The sequence below is a fragment of the Pseudomonas sp. B16(2017) genome (genome assembly GCF_002113205.1).
Lineage (GTDB): Bacteria > Pseudomonadota > Gammaproteobacteria > Pseudomonadales > Pseudomonadaceae > Aquipseudomonas > Aquipseudomonas pharyngis.
The window spans coordinates 158,722-176,626 of record NZ_NEKA01000013.1 but is presented as its reverse complement, the minus strand read 5'-3'; the positions used below and the strand labels follow the sequence as shown (position 1 = coordinate 176,626).

General features: G+C 63.6%; 3 protein-coding genes. All 3 read left to right on the top strand.

From position 1 onward, the window contains the following. Nucleotides 1-165: 165 nt before the first annotated feature. The 3 genes from CAG25_RS21770 to CAG25_RS21760 all read left to right on the top strand — a co-directional run bounded on the left by CAG25_RS21770 (nt 166) and on the right by CAG25_RS21760 (nt 17,892). Complete coding sequence (locus CAG25_RS21770) at nt 166-1,338, top strand: MFS transporter (protein ID WP_085612879.1); 1,173 nt, start codon at nt 166-168, stop codon at nt 1,336-1,338. Nucleotides 1,339-1,416: 78 nt separating this feature from the next. Further along, nucleotides 1,417-2,151, top strand: a complete 735-nt coding sequence (locus CAG25_RS21765; protein WP_085612877.1) for a thioesterase II family protein — start codon at nt 1,417-1,419, stop codon at nt 2,149-2,151. A 180-nt stretch (nt 2,152-2,331) separates the two neighbouring features. Continuing rightward, a complete protein-coding gene (locus tag CAG25_RS21760; protein ID WP_085612875.1) occupies nt 2,332-17,892 on the top strand; it encodes a non-ribosomal peptide synthetase in 15,561 nt (5,186 codons plus the stop codon). Nucleotides 17,893-17,905: the final 13 nt, after the last annotated feature.

Genomic DNA, 17,905 nt, shown 5'->3' with positions numbered 1-17,905 from the left:
GGCCGGCGGCGAGAGTTCATCCGCGTACATGAAATCATCGACAGCTTTATGCTGCAGCGATTGGCCCTGCACGCCACAGGGACTTCACACTCCACCAACAATTGCGCGCTTCCCCGGCTGTCAGGCTTTGTGGCAACTTGGCCGCCCCTGATGAGGCTGCATCCGATGGCAAACCCTTACCGCGAACTGTTCAACGCCCCCGGTGCCCGGGCTTTTGTGATGGCGGCGATGATCGCGCGCATGCCGATTTCCATGACCGGTATCGGTGTGATCACCATGCTCTCGCAATTGACCGGCGGCTACGCATTGGCGGGTGGGGTGGCGGCGACGTTTGCGCTGGCCACGGCGTTTTGCGCGCCGCAGGTGTCACGGTTGGTGGACCGTTTCGGCCAGGGGCGGGTGCTGCCGGTGGCGGCGCTGATCGGCGGAGGCGCGCTGTTGATGTTGCTATTGTGTACCCGTTTGCAGGCGCCGACCTGGACGCTGTTTGTCTGCGCCGCACTGGCCGGTTGCATGCCGAGCATGTCGGCGATGGCGCGGGCGCGCTGGACCGAAATCTATCGCGGCCAGCCGCAGTTACAGACCGCTTATGCGCTGGAGTCGGTGCTCGACGAAGTCTGCTTTATCGTCGGCCCGCCGCTGTCGGTGGGCTTGTGCGTCGGCGTGTTCCCCGAGGCCGGGCCGCTGGCGGCGCTGTTGATGCTGGCCATCGGCGTCACGGCGTTCGTCGCCCAGCGCAGCACCGAGCCGCCGGTGCATCCGCACGAATCGCAGCATCAAGGTTCGATCATTCGTTCGACCGACGTGCAATGGCTGCTGGCGTTGATGCTGGCCATGGGCGTGATTGTCGGCGTGGTGGATGTGGTCAGCGTCGCGTTCGCCCAGCAGCAGGGGCAGCCGGCGGCGGCCAGCATCGTGCTCTCGGTGTATGCCATCGGTTCCTGTCTGGCCGGTATCGCCTTCGGTGCGATGCGCTCGAAACTGCCGTTGTCCAGGTTGTTTCTGTATGGCGGGATCGCGACGGCGGTGACCACTTTGCCGTTGTTGCTGGCGAACAATATTTTCGGGTTGGCTGTCGCGGTGTTCATCGCCGGGCTGTTCTTCTCGCCGACCCTGATCGTGGCGATGGCGTTGATCGAGCGCATCGTGCCGCCGGCCAAACTCACCGAAGGCCTGACCTGGCTGGTGACCGGCCTGAGCATCGGCGTGGCCATCGGCGCCGCCGGTTCCGGCGCACTGGTGGATGCGTTCGGTGCGCGCAGCGGCTTCTGGCTGGCGATTGCCGCCGGGGCGGTGGTGCTGGGCTCGGCGGTGCAGAGTTTCCGCCACTTGAAATGACTGGATAGACGCGCGCGGGCTAATTTCTGCAGGGCCGCCTTCGTTCTTTTATACAGACAACTTTTCGAGGTAAGCCGGGTGACTCAGCTGACATTGCTGTGCCTTCCTTATTCGGGTGCCAGTGCCATGGTCTACAGCCGCTGGCGCCGCAAATTGCCGCAGTGGCTGACGCTGCAGCCGGTAGAGCTACCGGGTCGCGGCGCACGTTTTGGCGAAGCGCTGCAAACCGACATGCGGGCGCTGGCCCGTCAGTTGGCCAGCGAACTGCAAACGACCCTGCGTGCGCCTTATGCCATTTTCGGCCACAGCCTTGGCGCGCTGCTGGCCTGCGAACTGGCCCATGCCTTGCGCGCTCTGGGGTTGCCGGAGCCGGTTGCGCTGTTCGCCTCCGGCACGGCGGCGCCGACGCTGCGCAGTGAATATGACCGCGGCTTTGCCGAACCGAAGAGCGATGCCGAACTGATCGAGCAGTTACGCACCTTGAATGGCACCAGCGAGGAAATTCTCGCCAATGCCGAATTGATGAGCCTGACCCTGCCGGTGCTGCGTGCCGACTTTCTGTTGTGCGGACGTTTTCAGCCGATCCAGCGTCCGCTGCTCAAATGCCCGGTGCATGTGCTGGGTGGTACGACCGACCGCGCGACCACCGAGCAATTGATCGGCTGGAGCAAGGAAACCCTCGGCAGTTTCTCCGTGGACATGCTTGCTGGCGGTCATTTCTTCATCCATGAACACGAGGCCAAGGTGCTGAAGGTCATCAAGGATCAGCTCGACGTACACCATCGCCGGCACTCAATACCCGCCATTGCCTGAACAACGGGAAACCCTGTGTGAGCGAGCTGATCGCGCCCACAGGGTTTCCTGTCCGTCTGAAAATTCCCGCCTGCTTCCCTCCTGATAGTTCTTCTCATTCGCTAATTTTTCCGATGTGCATTCGTTTTATAGGGACGACGTGCCTTTGTGCTTCCTGCCTACTGATCCGGATGCTAAGAAATGAATGCTGAAGACTCCTTGAAACTTGCTCGCCGGTTTATCGGGTTGCCCCTGGAAAAGCGCCAGATGTTCCTCGCGGCCCTGCAAAAGGAGGGCGTGGATTTCGCCCGTTTCCCGATTCCCGCCGGGATCGAGGCCGACGATCGCCAGGCGTTGTCTTACGCGCAGCAACGGATGTGGTTTCTCTGGCAACTGGATCCGCACAGCGGCGCCTACAACTTGCCGGGCGCGGTACGCCTGACCGGGCGGCTGAATCTGTCAGCGCTGGAGCAGGCCTTTGCTGCGCTGGTGGCGCGACATGAAACCTTGCGCACGGTGTTCCAGCGCCAGGCGGATGACAGCCTGCTGCAAGTGCCGGCCCCGGCGACCTTGAACATCCATCATGAAGATTTCACTGCGCTGCCGGCCACCGAACGCGAGGAAGCGGTTGTTCGTGCCGCCGAGCAGCAATCGGTGTTGCCGTTCGATCTGGCGGTCGGGCCGTTGCTGCGAGTCACCTTGCTCAAGCTCGCCGAGCAGGAGCACGTCTTGCTGCTGACCCTGCACCACATCGTTTCCGATGGCTGGTCGATGAACGTGCTGATCGACGAATTCATCCGGTGCTATGACGCTTTTGACGCCGGCCAGTCGCCGGCGCTGGCGGCCCTGCCGGTTCAGTACAGCGATTACGCCCTGTGGCAACGTCGCTGGCTGGAGGCCGGCGAGCAGGCACGGCAACTGGAGTACTGGCAGGCGCAACTGGGTGATGAGCATCCCGTGCTGGAACTGCCGCTGGACCATTCGCGTCCGGCCATGCCGAGCTATCGCGGCACGCGCCATGAGTTTGCCGTCGACGGCCAGTTGGCCGACCAGCTGCGCGCCACCGCGCAACAACATCAGGTCACGTTGTTCATGTTGTTGCTTGGCGCGTTCAATGCGCTGCTGCACCGTTACACCGGGCAGACCGATATCCGTGTCGGCGTGCCGATTGCCAACCGCAATCGCGCCGAGATCGAAGGTCTGATCGGTTTTTTCGTCAACACCCAGGTGCTGCGCACAAAAGTCGATGGCCAGACGCGCGTCGATGCGTTGCTGCAGGCGGTCAAAGAGACGGCGCTCGGCGCCCAGGCGCATCAGGATCTGCCGTTCGAGCAACTGGTCGAAGCACTGAAACTGGAGCGCAGCCTCAGTCACACGCCGCTGTTCCAGGTGATGTACAACCACCAGCCGCAGGTGGCCGATATCGCCGCCCTGGGCACAGCCTCGGGCCTGGTGCTCGACAGCCTCGACTGGCAAAGCCGCACCACTCAGTTTGACTTGACACTCGACACCTACGAGAAGGGCGGCAAGCTGCACGCCGCACTGACTTACGCCAGCGACCTGTTCGACGCGCCGACCATCGAACGCATGGCGCGCCACTGGTTGCGTCTGCTCAAGGCCATGGTCGCTGATCCTGCGCAACGCATTGGCGAGCTGCCGTTGCTGGACGCGGATGAGCAGTACACGCTGGTGCATGCCTGGAACGGTGCAACAGCGGTTTATCCCACCGAGCAACCCATTCATCAATTGATCGAAGCCCAGGTGACCCGCACCCCGGATGCACCGGCGCTGGTGTTCGGCGAACAAACCCTGAGCTACGCGCAACTCGACGCGCGGGCCAACCAACTGGCCCATCTGCTGCGTGAGCAAGGCGTGCGGGCCGACAGCCTGGTGGGGATCTGTGTCGAGCGTTCGCTGGAAATGGTCATTGGCCTTTTGGCGATTCTCAAGGCCGGCGGCGCCTATGTGCCGCTGGATCCGGAGTACCCGCAAGAGCGCCTGGCCTACATGATCGAGGACAGCGGCATTACCTTGCTGCTGACCCAGAGTGCGTTGCTGGCGTCGCTGCCAACGGCCGGGGCGAACGTCATTACGCTCGATCAGGAAGCCGACTGGCTGGATCGCTACAGCGAAGGCCGTGTCGAGGCGGTCGTCGATCCGCAAAACCTCGCGTACGTGATTTACACCTCCGGCTCCACCGGTAAACCGAAAGGCGCCGGCAACAGTCATGCGGCGCTGGTCAACCGTTTGTGCTGGATGCAGGAGGCTTACCGGCTGGATGCCAGCGATTCGGTGCTGCAGAAGACACCGTTCAGTTTTGACGTGTCGGTCTGGGAGTTTTTCTGGCCGCTGCTGACCGGCGCCCGACTGGTCGTGGCAGCGCCGGGCGCGCACCGCGATCCATCGCTGTTGATCGAGACCATCAACCACTACGGCATCAGCACGTTGCACTTTGTCCCGTCGATGTTGCAGGCGTTCATTCATGAGCCGGGCGTCGAGGCCTGTGTCGGCCTCAAACGCATTGTCTGCAGCGGCGAGGCACTGCCGCTGGACGCGCAACTGCAGGTGTTTGCCAAGCTGCCGAACGCCGGGCTCTATAACCTGTATGGCCCGACCGAAGCGGCCATCGACGTCACCCACTGGACCTGTGTCGACGAAGGTGCCGACAGCGTGCCGATCGGACGGCCGATCGCCAACCTGCGCACCCATGTGCTCGACGCCGAACTGCTGCCGGTGCCGAGCGGCGTGGCGGGTGAGCTGTATCTGGGCGGAGCAGGGTTGGCGCGCAGTTATCACCAGCGCCCGGCGCTGACCGCCGAGCGTTTTGTCCCGTGCCCGTTCCACGAAGGTGCGCGTCTGTACCGCACCGGTGACCGGGTACGCCAACGTGCCGACGGCGTCATCGAATACCTCGGGCGTCTCGATCATCAGGTCAAGTTGCGTGGCTTGCGTATCGAGCTGGGTGAAATCGAAACCCGCCTGATGCAGCATCCGCTGGTGCGTGAAGCCGTGGTGCTGGTGCAGGGCGGCAAACATCTGGTCGGCTATCTGGTGCTGGAAACTGCTCAGGCAGACGAACAATGGCAACAGGACGTCAAGGCGTGGCTGCTCGGCAGCCTGCCGGAATTCATGGTGCCGACCTACCTGATGACGCTGGCCAAATTGCCGGTCACCGCCAACGGCAAGCTCGATCGCAAAGCCTTGCCGCAGCCGGATGCCGCGCCGCAGCAAGCTTTTGTCGCGCCGCAGGATGCCATGCAAAAAGCCCTGGCGGCGATCTGGGAAGACGTGCTCGGTTTGCAACGCGTGGGGCTGGAGGACAACTTTTTCGAGCTGGGCGGCGATTCGATCATTTCGATTCAAGTGGTCAGCCGCGCGCGGCAGGCCGGGATCCGTATCAGCCCGCGCGATCTGTTCCAGTATCAGACTGTGCGCAGTCTGGCGCTGGTCGCGATCCTCGACAGCCACAGTTCGGTGGATCAGGCGCCGGCCACGGGCGAGGCCTTGTTGGGGCCGATCCAGCAGCAGTTCTTCAGCCGGGTGATGCCTCGGCGTGAACATTGGAACCAGTCACTGTTGCTGACCCCGCGCGAGGCGCTGAATGCGCAGTGGCTCGATGCCGCATTGACCCATGTGATCAATCATCACGATGCCTTGCGCCTGCGTTTTGTCGAGGGCGCGGAAGGCTGGCAGCAAGCGTACGCCGCACAGGTCGAACGCGCTGAGCTGTGGCTGCGCACGGCCGAGACGACCGAGCAGTTGACGGCCCATTGCGACGATGCCCAGCGCAGTCTTGATCTGGCCAACTGGCCGTTGTTGCGTGCCGTGTTGGTGACCATGGCCGATGGCAGTCAGCGCCTGTCGCTGATCCTCCATCACCTGGTGGTGGACGGCGTGTCGTGGCGCGTGTTGCTGGAAGATCTGCAGCAAGCCTACGAACAGCTGGCGGCGGGCGGTGGCGTGCAATTGCCGGCCAAAACCAGCGCGTTCCAGAGCTGGACGGCGCGCCTGAGCACCGAGGCTTCGCGCTTCGACGATCAACTGGCTTACTGGAAAGCCCAGCACCACGACGCACGGGATCTGCCGTGCGAGCGCCCTGAAGGCAGCCTGCAAAACCGCTTCGGGGAAAAGATCGAATGGCGTCTGGACGCCGAGCGCACGCGCCAGTTGCTGCAACAGGCGCCGGCGGCGTATCGCACGCAGGTCAACGATCTGCTGCTGACGGCACTGGCGCGCACCATCAGTGGCTGGAGCGGTCAGCCGGGCACCTTGATTCAACTCGAAGGCCATGGCCGTGAAGACCTGTTCGACGACATCGACCTGACGCGCAGCATCGGCTGGTTCACCAGCCTGTTCGCCGTCAATCTGGTGGCGAGCGAGGATCTCGACGGTTCGATCAAGGCGATCAAAGAACAACTGCGTGCGGTGCCGGACAAAGGTCTGGGTTACGGCGTGCTGCGTTATCTGGCAGCGCCGTCGGTGCGTGAAGAGCTGGCGTTGCTGCCGCCGCCGCGCATCACCTTCAACTATCTGGGGCAATTCGACCGGCAGTTCGATGAGCAGGCGTTGCTGGTGCCATCCACCGAGTCCGGCGGTGTCGCCCAGGATTCACAGGCGCCGCTGGATAACTGGTTGACGATCGAAGGCCAGGTCTATGGCGGCGAATTGAGTCTGAGTTGGGGCTTCAGTTCGCAGATGTTCGACAGTGCCACCGTGCAAAGGCTGGCTGATCGCTACGCCGCCGAACTGACGGCACTGATCGAGCACTGCTGCACCCTCGACACCGCGCAAGCGACGCCATCGGACTTCCCGTTGGCACGCCTCAGCCAGGCGCAACTGGATGCGTTGCCGGTCGCCGCCGCTGTCATCGAAGATGTCTATCCGCTGTCGCCGATGCAGCAGGGCATGTTGTTCCACACCTTGTACGAACCGCAGGCCGAGGCCTATATCAGCCAGATGCGTCTGGACATCCAGGGCCTTGATCCGCAGCGTTTTGCCAGTGCCTGGCAAGCGGCGCTGGCGCGTCATGATGTGCTGCGCAGCAGCTTCCACTGGCAAGGCCTGGACAGCGCCCATCAGGTGATCAGCCGCGAGGTGCAACTGCCGCTGCAGATACTGGACAACACTGACACCGATGCGCTGGCCGAGACCGAGCGGGCGCAGGGTTTCGAACTCGACTGCGCGCCGTTGCTGCGCCTGAAACTGGTGCGCACCGGCGCCGATCATTGGCACTTGATCTACACCAGCCATCACATCCTGATGGACGGCTGGAGTAATGCGCAGTTGCTCGGCGAGGTGATTTCCCACTACGCCGCCGGGCGCTCACTGCCGGCGCCGGTCGGGCATTACCGCGATTACATGGGCTGGTTGCAGCAGCAGTCGGCGGGCACCGGCAAGGCGTTCTGGAATGCTGCGCTGGCCCCGTTGCAGGCGCCGACGCTGCTTGCCGACACCCTGCGTCCACCCGTGGGCGGCCACGGCACAGACGAACATCGCGAGGTGCTCGACGAAGCCGCAACACGGCGTCTGGGCGAGTTCGCCCGTCAGCAGAAAGTCACCCTCAACACGTTGTTGCAAGCGGCCTGGAGCCTGCTGCTGCAACGCTATACCGGTCAGGACTGCGTAGCGTTCGGCGCCACAGTGGCCGGTCGTTCGGCGCCGCTGCCGGGCATCGAGCAGCAACTGGGGCTGTTCATCAACACCCTGCCGCTGGTGTGCAACCCGCGCCCGGATCACCGCGTCGGCCAGTGGCTGGCTGATCTGCAGGCGCAGAACCTGGCCCTGCGTGAGTTCGAGCATGTGCCGCTGTACGACATTCAGGGTTGGGCAGGGCATCAGGGCTCGGCGCTGTTCGACAGCCTGCTGGTGTTCGAAAACTTCCCGGTCGCCGAGGCGCTGAAACAAGGTGCTCCGGCCGGGTTGACCTTCGGCAACCTGCACAACCACGAACGCACCCACTATCCGCTGACGCTGGGTATCGAACTCGGTGCCACGCTGACTCTGGAGATGAGCTACGACGCCGCACGATTCAGCGCCGCCCAGGTGCACAGGCTCTGCGCCAACCTGCGCCACTTGCTTGAACAACTGATCAGCAATGCCACAGGCTGCCTGGGCAACCTGACGCTGCTCGATGACGCCACCACGCGCGCCATGCTCGCCCACTGTCAGCCGCCAGCGTTGCAGTTGCAGCATGCAGGTCTGGTGCACGAACGCATTGCCGCGCAGGCCAAAGCCACACCGCAGGCGCTGGCCGTGCAGTGCGGTGAACAGCGCCTGAGCTATGACGAACTGAACCGCCAGGCGAATCGCCTCGCCCACCGTTTGCTGGCCAGCGGTGCGGCGCCGGGCAAGCGTGTCGGCCTGGCGCTGCGTCGTGGCCCGCAAATGATCGTCAGCCTGCTGGCAGTACTGAAGACGGGCGCCGCGTACGTGCCGCTTGATGCCAACTACCCGGCCCAGCGTCTGGCCTACATGATCGAAGACAGCCGTGTCGATCTGCTGCTCGATGAATCCGCTCTCCTGCAAGACGTGCCGCTTGCGGCTGGCCTGGAGTATTTGCACCTGGGCGACATCATCCAGACGCTGGGCGCTTATCCGGACAGCGATCCGCTGAATCACGCCACGGCCGATGACCTGGCCTACGTGATCTACACCTCGGGCTCCACCGGTCAGCCAAAAGGCGTGGCGATTGCTCACGCGGCGCTGCGCGAGTTCTGCCAGACCGGTGCCGAGTATTCGGCGCTCACGGCCGATGATCGCGTGCTGCAGTTTGCGACCTTCAGCTTCGACGGTTTTGTCGAGCAGTGTTACCCGCCGCTGTGTGTCGGCGCGGCGCTGATCATGCGCGGCGACGAACTCTGGGACGTCGTGCAACTGGCGGACGAGATCGTCGACCATGGCGTGACTCTGGCGGACTTGCCGGCGGCCTACTGGTTCTTGCTGGCGCGTGAATGCGCGGGCGGCAACATCACCGGTCTGGGCGCGTTGCGTCAGGTGCATGTCGGCGGCGAAGCCATGTCGGTCGAAGGGCTGCGCCTGTGGCACGAAGCAGGACTGAGCCACGTGCGCTTGCTCAACACCTACGGGCCGACCGAGGCGACGGTGGTGTCGAGCGTTCACGACTGCCGCTTGAGCGATGCCAGCGACAGCTTCGGCATTCCGATTGGCCGGGCCATTGCTGGCCGCGCGTTGTACGTGCTCGACAGCGCCGGGCAATTGCTGCCTGCCGGTGGCGTCGGCGAGTTGTGCATTGGCGCGAGTGCCTGTCTGGCGCAGCAGTATTTCGATCGTCCGGCCCTCACCGCCGAACGTTTCCTGCCAGACCCGTTTGCCACCGAGCCGGGGGCGCGGCTGTATCGCAGTGGCGACCTGGCGCGTTACAACGAAAACGCTGATCTGGAGTACGCCGGGCGTATCGACCACCAGGTGAAGATCCGTGGCTTGCGCATTGAAATGGGTGAAATCGAAGCCTGCCTGCAAGCACAGGAGGGCGTGCGCGCCGCTGCGGTGATCGCGCAGGATTTCCCGGGTGGCGCGCAACTGGTGGCTTATGTGGTGCCCGAGACAGGAACCGAACCTGCGACCGCGCAGGCGCAGTGGCTGGACTCGCTCAAGGCTTCGCTGCAACAGCTGCTGCCTGATTACATGGTGCCGGCGCACCTGCTGTCGCTGGACGCGTTGCCGTTGAACAACAACGGCAAACTTGATCGCACCGCACTGCCGAAAGTCGAGCTGAGCCAGGACCTGTGCGCATATGTTGCGCCGCAGACCTTGCTGCAACTGCAACTGGCGCAGATCTGGGAAGCCGTGCTGGAGTCCGGCGCGGTGGGGCTCAACGATCACTTCTTCGAGCGAGGCGGTCACTCGCTGCTGGCCACCCAGGTGATTTCCCGGGTCCGCCAGACGCTCAAACTCGATGTGCCGATGCGCACCCTGTTCGAGCAGCCGACGCTGCAAGCCTTTGCCGCCGCCTGCGCCACCCTGCAACACAGCGAAAGCGTGCCGATGATGGCGCTGCAACGCGGTGCTGCACTGGCGTTGTCTTATGCCCAGGAACGGCAGTGGTTCCTCTGGCAGCTGGAGCCGGACAGTGCTGCTTACCACGTGCCGAGTGCGCTGCGCTTGCGCGGTGCTCTGGACATCGTCGGGTTGCAGAACAGCTTCAATCAACTGGTGGCGCGTCACGAACCGTTGCGCACCACGTTCCGCCAGGACGACGAGCGCACTGTGCAGGTGGTTCATGCGCACGGTCAATTGACGATTGAACAGCACAGCCTCGACGCCGAGGACAATCTTTCGAGCTGGGTGCAGGCGCAGATTCGCCAGCCGTTCGATCTGCTGAACGGGCCGCTGCTGCGCGTCAGTCTGTTGCGGTTGGCGGCGGATGATCACGTATTGGTGATCACCCAGCACCACATCGTGTCTGACGGCTGGTCGATGCAAGTGATGGTGCGCGAACTGATGGCGATGTATGCCGCAGAACGCGCCGGAAAACCGCTCGAACTGGCCGCGCTGCCGCTGCAATACGCCGATTTCGCGCAGTGGCAACGGCAGTGGATGGAGGCGGGCGAGCGGCAGCGTCAACTCGATTATTGGGTGGGCCAGCTTGGCGGCGAACAACCGGTGCTGGAGTTGCCGCTGGACCATTCGCGTCCGGCAGTGCAGAGCTACCGTGGCGCGCGGCTGGAGGCGCCATTGGAATCTGCATTGAGCGCGCAGTTGCAGGCGCTTGCCCGACGTGAGGGGGTGACGATGTTCATGCTCTTGCTGGCCTCGTTCCAGACCCTGCTGCACCGTTACAGCGGTCAGGACGATATCCGTGTCGGCGTGCCGATTGCCAACCGCAACCACGCCGAAACCGAGGGCCTGATCGGCTTCTTCGTCAACACCCAGGTGATGCGCGCACAGTTTGCCGGCGACCTGAGTTTCCGTGATCTGCTGGCGCAGACCCGTCAGGCTGCAATGGGCGCCCAGGCGCATCAGGATCTGCCGTTCGAGCAATTGGTGGAAGCACTGGCGCCGGAGCGCAGCCTCAGCCACAGCCCGTTGTTCCAGGTGCTGTTCAACCATCAGCGTGACGCCGCGCCGGTCACCGATGTGGCGGATCTGCGCATCGAAGGCCTGCCGTGGGACAGCGCCACCGCACAGTTCGACTTGACCCTGGACACCACGGAAACCGCCGCCGGGCTGATGGTCAGCCTGACCTACGCCAGCGACTTGTTTGAAGCGGCAACCATCGCGCGCCTGTTCGAACACTGGCAGGCATTGTTGCGGGCGATTGTCGCAGCGCCGCAGCAATCGGTCGCTGCGTTGCCGATGCTCGCCGCGCAAGAACGCCAACGGATTCTCGAAGACTGGAACGCTACCGCCACCGAGTACCCGTTACACCTGAGCGTGCAGCAGCTGATCGAGGCACAGGTCCTGCGCACCCCGGACGCCGCAGCGCTGAAGTTCGCCGATGAATGCCTGAGCTACGCGCAGCTCAATGCCCGCGCCAACCGGTTGGCACACAAGCTGATGGCGCTGGGTGTCGGACCTGAAAGCCTGGTCGGCATCGCTGCCGAACGGTCGATGGAAATGGTCGTCGGTCTGTTGGCCGTGCTCAAGGCCGGAGGCGCCTACGTGCCGCTCGACCCGGAATACCCGCAGGATCGCCTGGCCTACATGATCGAAGACAGCGGCGTGCAGCTGTTGCTGACCCAGGCGCATCTGCTCGATGCCTTGCCATTGAACGGGCAGGTGCAAACCCTGTTGCTTGAAGCATCGCTGGAGGGCTTCGCCAGCCACAATCCGGACGTCGCGGTCACCGGGGAAAACCTCGCCTATGTGATCTACACCTCCGGTTCCACCGGCAAACCGAAAGGTGCCGGCAACCGTCATGTCGCCCTGACCAACCGTCTGTGCTGGATGCAACAGGCCTATGAGATCGGCGCGGGCGACAGCGTGCTGCAGAAGACGCCGTTCAGCTTTGACGTTTCGGTGTGGGAGTTCTTCTGGCCACTGATGACCGGCGCACGGCTGGTCGTCGCAGCGCCGGGCGATCACCGCGATCCAGCCAAACTGGTGGCGTTGATCAAGCGCGAACACATCACCACGCTGCACTTTGTGCCGTCGATGTTGCAGGCCTTCCTGCAGGACGCCGACGTTGCCACGTGCACCAGCCTGCAACGCATCGTGTGCAGCGGCGAAGCGCTGCCGGCGGACGCGCAACAGCAAGTCTTCGCCAAACTGCCAACGGCCGGGCTTTATAACCTTTACGGCCCGACGGAAGCCGCCATCGACGTCACGCACTGGACGTGTGTAGAGGAGGGCCGCGACAGCGTGCCGATCGGACAGCCGATTGCCAACCTCGGCTGCTACATCCTTGACGATAACCTCGAACCGGTGCCGACCGGTGTGCTCGGCGAGTTGTACCTGGCGGGCGTCGGTCTGGCGCGGGGCTATCATCAGCGTCCGGCGCTGACCGCCGAACGTTTTGCCGTCAGCCCCTATGGCGATGGCGAGCGGATCTACCGCACCGGTGACCTGGCGCGTTACCGCGCCGACGGCGTGATCGAATACGCCGGCCGGATCGACCATCAGGTCAAGCTGCGCGGCTTGCGTATCGAGCTCGGTGAAATCGAAGCGCGTCTGCTGGAGCATGGCAACGTCCGTGAAGCGGCGGTGCTGGTGATCGACGGCAAGCTGCTGACCGCTTACGTGGTGTTGAACGAAGAAAGCGCGGACTGGCGCGACGCCCTGATGCGGCATCTGCACGCCGGACTGCCGGAGTACATGGTGCCCAATCAGTGGCTGAATCTTGCGCAGATGCCGTTGAGTCCCAATGGCAAGCTGGACCGCAAGGCGCTGCCGAAACCTGAATCGGGGGCGGGCAAGGCCGAATACATCGCGCCGCGCAATGCGCTGGAGCAGCGTATCGCTGCGGTGTGGGCCGATGTACTGAAGCTGCCGCGAGTCGGGCTGGGCGATAACTTCTTTGAACTGGGTGGCGATTCGATCATTTCGATTCAGGTGGTGGCCCGTGCCCGTCAGGCCGGCATCCGCTTTACCCCCAAAGACTTGTTCCAGTACCAGACCGTCCAGGCGCTGGCGGGTGTGGCGACGCTGGGCGATGGCGCGGGGCAGATCGATCAGGGCCCGGTCGGCGGCGCTACGCCGCTGCTGCCGTTCCAGCAGTGGTTCTTCGCGACAGACATTGCCGAGCGTCACCACTGGAACCAGTCGGTGATGCTCAAGCCGGCCATCAGCATCGAGGCCGATGCACTTGAGCAAGCCTTGCAAGCGTTGGTCGAGCATCACGATGCCTTGCGCCTGTCGTTCACTGAAACCACCGACGGCTGGACCGCGAATCACCACGCAACAACCGTCAGACACCACCTGCTGATGCAGGCTTCAGTCAGCGATGAACAACAGTTGCAGGCCGCCTGCCTGGCAGCGCAGCGCAGCTTCGACCTGGCGCAAGGCCCGCTGTTGCGTGGCTTGCTGGTGACTGTGGGCGATGGTTCGCAACGCTTGCTGCTGGCGGTGCACCACCTGGTGGTGGACGGTGTGTCCTGGCGGATTCTGCTGGAAGATCTACAAAGCGCTTATCAGCAGCGCATCGACGGCAAGCCCCTGGTTCTGCCGGCCAAGACCAGCGCCTTCAAGCACTGGGCAGAACGTTTGCAACAGCACGCGCCACGACTCGCGGGTGAACTCGAGCTGTGGCGTACACAACTGGCCGATGCGCCGGTCGACCTGCCGTGCATCAATCCGCAGGCCAGTCTGCAAAACCGCGATGCGCACACCGTACAGACACGCCTCGATCAAGCGCTGACCCGACAACTGCTGCAACAGGCGCCGGCGGCGTATCGCACTCAGGTCAATGACTTGCTGATGACCGCGCTGGCCCGAGTCATCTGTCGCTGGACGGGGCAGGCTTCGACCTTGATTCAGCTGGAAGGGCACGGTCGTGAAGACCTGTTCGACGACCTTGACCTGAGTCGCAGCGTCGGCTGGTTCACCAGTCTGTTCCCGGTGCGCCTGACCCCGACTGCGTCGATTGACGGTTCGATCAAGCAGATCAAGGAGCAGTTGCGGGCGATTCCCGGCAAGGGCCTGGGCTTCGGCGTGCTGCGTTACTTCGGTGATGAAGCGACCCGCCGTGAGCTGGCGGCGCTGCCGACACCGCGCATCACGTTCAACTACCTCGGACAATTCGACCGCCAGTTCGATGACGGCGCGCTGTTCGCCCCGGCCCGCGAAAAAGCCGGGGACGAACAGAGCCCGTTGGCGCCACTGGGCAACTGGCTGGAACTCAATGGTCAGGTTTACGCGGGCGAGTTGAGTCTGGGCTGGACGTTCAGCCGCGAGATGTTCGATGAAGCCACCATTCAGCGACTGGCCGATGAGTACGCGATCGAACTGGCGGCGCTGATCGAGCATTGCTGCGCTGCACAGAACGCCGGCGTCACGCCGTCGGACTTCCCGTTGGCGCCGCTCGACCAGCAACAGCTCGATGCCTTGCCGGGCGCCGGTGCCGAGGTCGAAGACATCTACCCGCTGTCGCCGATGCAACAGGGCATGTTGTTCCACAGCCTGTACGAACAGGGTTCGGGGGATTACATCAACCAGATGCGCGTCAGCGTCGAAGGCCTCGATCCCGAGCGTCTGCGTCAGGCCTGGCAGGGCGCCGTTGATCGCCATGGGATTCTGCGCACGCGTTTTGTGTGGATTTCCGAGCAGGAGCAGCCGCTGCAAATCGTCCAGCGTCAGGCCGAATTGCCGTTCAGCCTGCATGACTGGCGAGGTCGCGCTGACCTGACGGGGGCGCTCGACGTGCTGGCACAGGAGCAACTGCAACAAGGCTTCGACCTGTTGCAGGCGCCACTGCTGCGTCTGGTGCTGGTCCGCACTGACGATGACCGCTTTGAGATGATCTACACCAGCCATCACATTCTCATGGACGGCTGGAGCAACTCGCAGTTGCTCGGCGAAGTGATGCAGCGCTACGCCGGTGAAACCCCGGCCGCGCCGGTGGGCCGTTATGGCGATTACATTGGCTGGCTGCAGCGTCAGGACGGTCAGGCCAGCGAGCGATTCTGGACTGAGCGTCTGGCCGACCTGGATGAGCCGACCCACCTGGCCCGCAGCTGCCTCGATACGCTGGCGACCGCCGGGCAGAGCGGTTACGACCAGCAGACCCGTTGGCTGGACCGTGAGCAGACTCAACGTCTGGGGGCGTTCGCCCGTCAGCACAAGGTCACCCTCAACACCGTGGTGCAGGCCGCCTGGTTGTTGGTGTTGCTGCGTTACACCGGGCAACCGACCGTGGCGTTCGGCGCTACGGTCGCCGGGCGTCCGGCCGAGCTGCCAGGTGTCGAGCAACAGATCGGTTTGTTCATCAACACCTTGCCGGTGATCGCCACCCCGCGTGTCGAGCAATCCCTCGGTGAGTGGCTGCAAACGGTGCAGGCGCTGAACCTGGCCATGCGCGAATTCGAATACACGCCACTGGCGGACATTCAGCGCTGGTCCGGGCAACGCGGCGAAAGCTTGTTCGACAGCCTGCTGGTGTTCGAGAACTACCCGGTGTCGGAGGCGTTGAACAACGGTGCGCCGCAAGGCTTGCGTTTCGACCAGGCACGCAGCCAGGAACAGACCAACCTGCCGCTGACGGTGCTGGTGGACCTGAGCGACAGCCTGTCGTTGCAATTGGCCTATGCCCGGCAGCATTTCAGCGCTGCGCAGATCGAGCAGATCGCCGGCCACTTGCAGCACCTGTTGCAGCAAATGGCCGACTCGCCCGCGCAACGTCTGCTGGCCGATCTGAGCCTGTTCGATGCCGCACAACAACAGGCGACGCTGCACGACTGGAACCGTGCGCCAGCCACCTTTGCCCAAACCCGCACCCTGCCACAGCTGATCGAAGCACAGGTGCGTCGCGCACCGCAGGCGATTGCCGTGAGTCTGGGCGAGGAGCAATTGAGCTACGGCGAACTCAACGCCCGTGCCAACCGTCTGGCTCATGCCCTGATCGCGCGGGGTGTCGGTGCCGATGTGCTGGTGGGTCTGGCTGCCGAGCGATCCATCGAAATGATCGTCGGCCTGGTCGCCATCCTCAAGGCTGGCGGGGCTTACCTGCCGCTGGATCCGCAGTACCCGGCCGAACGTCTGCAGTACATGATCGAGGACAGCGGCATTGCCCTGCTGCTGATGCAGCCGGGTGTGCTCGATCACCTGGAGGTTGCCGAGAGCGTTGAAACCCTGCTGTTGGGTGATGACAGCCGCTGGCAGGATCAGTTGGCAACCGACCCGCAGGTCTGGGCCGACAGCGCCAGCCTCGCTTACGTGATCTACACCTCGGGCTCCACCGGCAAACCGAAAGGTACGCTGCTGGCTCACGACAACGTGCTGCGCCTGTTCGAGGCAACAGAGCCTTGGTTCAGCTTCGGTGCCGAGGATCGCTGGACGCTGTTCCACTCCTACGCGTTTGACTTCTCGGTCTGGGAAATCTTCGGCGCACTGCTGCATGGCGGGCGCCTGGTGATCGTGCCGCACAGCGTCAGCCGCTCGCCGCAGGAGTTCCATGCGCTGCTGTGCCGTGAGCGCATCACCGTGCTCAACCAGACGCCGTCGGCATTCAAGCAACTGATGCAGGTCGCTTGCGACGCGCCCCAGGATCCGCAACTGTCGTTGCGTTACGTGGTGTTTGGCGGTGAAGCGCTGGAAGTACGCAGCCTGCGCCCATGGTTCGAACGCTTCGGCGATACCGCGCCACAGCTGATCAACATGTACGGCATCACCGAAACCACGGTTCATGTGACTTACCGTCCGTTGACCCTGGCCGATCTCGAACAGGACGCCGGCAGCCCGCTGGGCGAGCCGATCCCGGACCTGGGCTGGTACGTGCTCGACGCCGACCTGAAACCGGTGGCCAAGGGCTGCATCGGCGAGTTGCACGTCAGCGGCGCCGGGCTGGCACGCGGTTATCTCAAGCGTGCCGACCTCAGCGCCTTGCGTTTCGTGCCCAACCCGTTCGGGGGCGACGGTGCGCGGCTGTATCGCACCGGTGACCTGGCGCGCTATCGCGCCGATGGCCGGATCGAGTACGCCGGGCGCATCGACCATCAGGTGAAGATCCGTGGTTTCCGGATCGAGCTGGGTGAGATCGAGGCGCAACTGTTGGCACTGCCGCAAATCCGTCAGGCCGTGGTGCTGGATCAGCCAGGCGCCGGCGGCGTGCAGCTGGTGGCGTATCTGGTGGCCGATCAGTCGGTCGAACTCGACCAACAGGGCCAGTGGCGTGAGCTCCTGCGCCAGGCGCTCAAGCACAACCTGCCGGATTACATGGTGCCGGCGCACCTGTTGCTGCTCGACAGCCTGCCGCTGACCGCCAACGGCAAGCTTGACCGCAAGGCCCTGCCACAACCGGACGCCAGCCTGCTGCAAAACAGCTATGTGGCGCCTGATAGTGAACTGCAACAGCAGATCGCCGGGGTCTGGGCCGACGTCTTGAAACTGGAGCGGGTCGGCCTGACGGACAATTTCTTCGAACTCGGCGGCCATTCGTTGCTGGCCACCCAGGTGGCCCTGCGTCTGCGCGAGTTGCTGGGCTTCGACGTGCCGTTGGCCAGCCTGTTCGCCAGTGCCGATCTGGCGGCTTTCAGCGACGCCGTACAAGCCCTGCAACCCGATTTGCAGCCCGTTCATGATGTTTTGGCTAAATCCTTGGAGGCTCTCAATCGTTTATCAGCAGATGAACTTGAAAAACTGATTTCCTGAGAGGACCACGGCA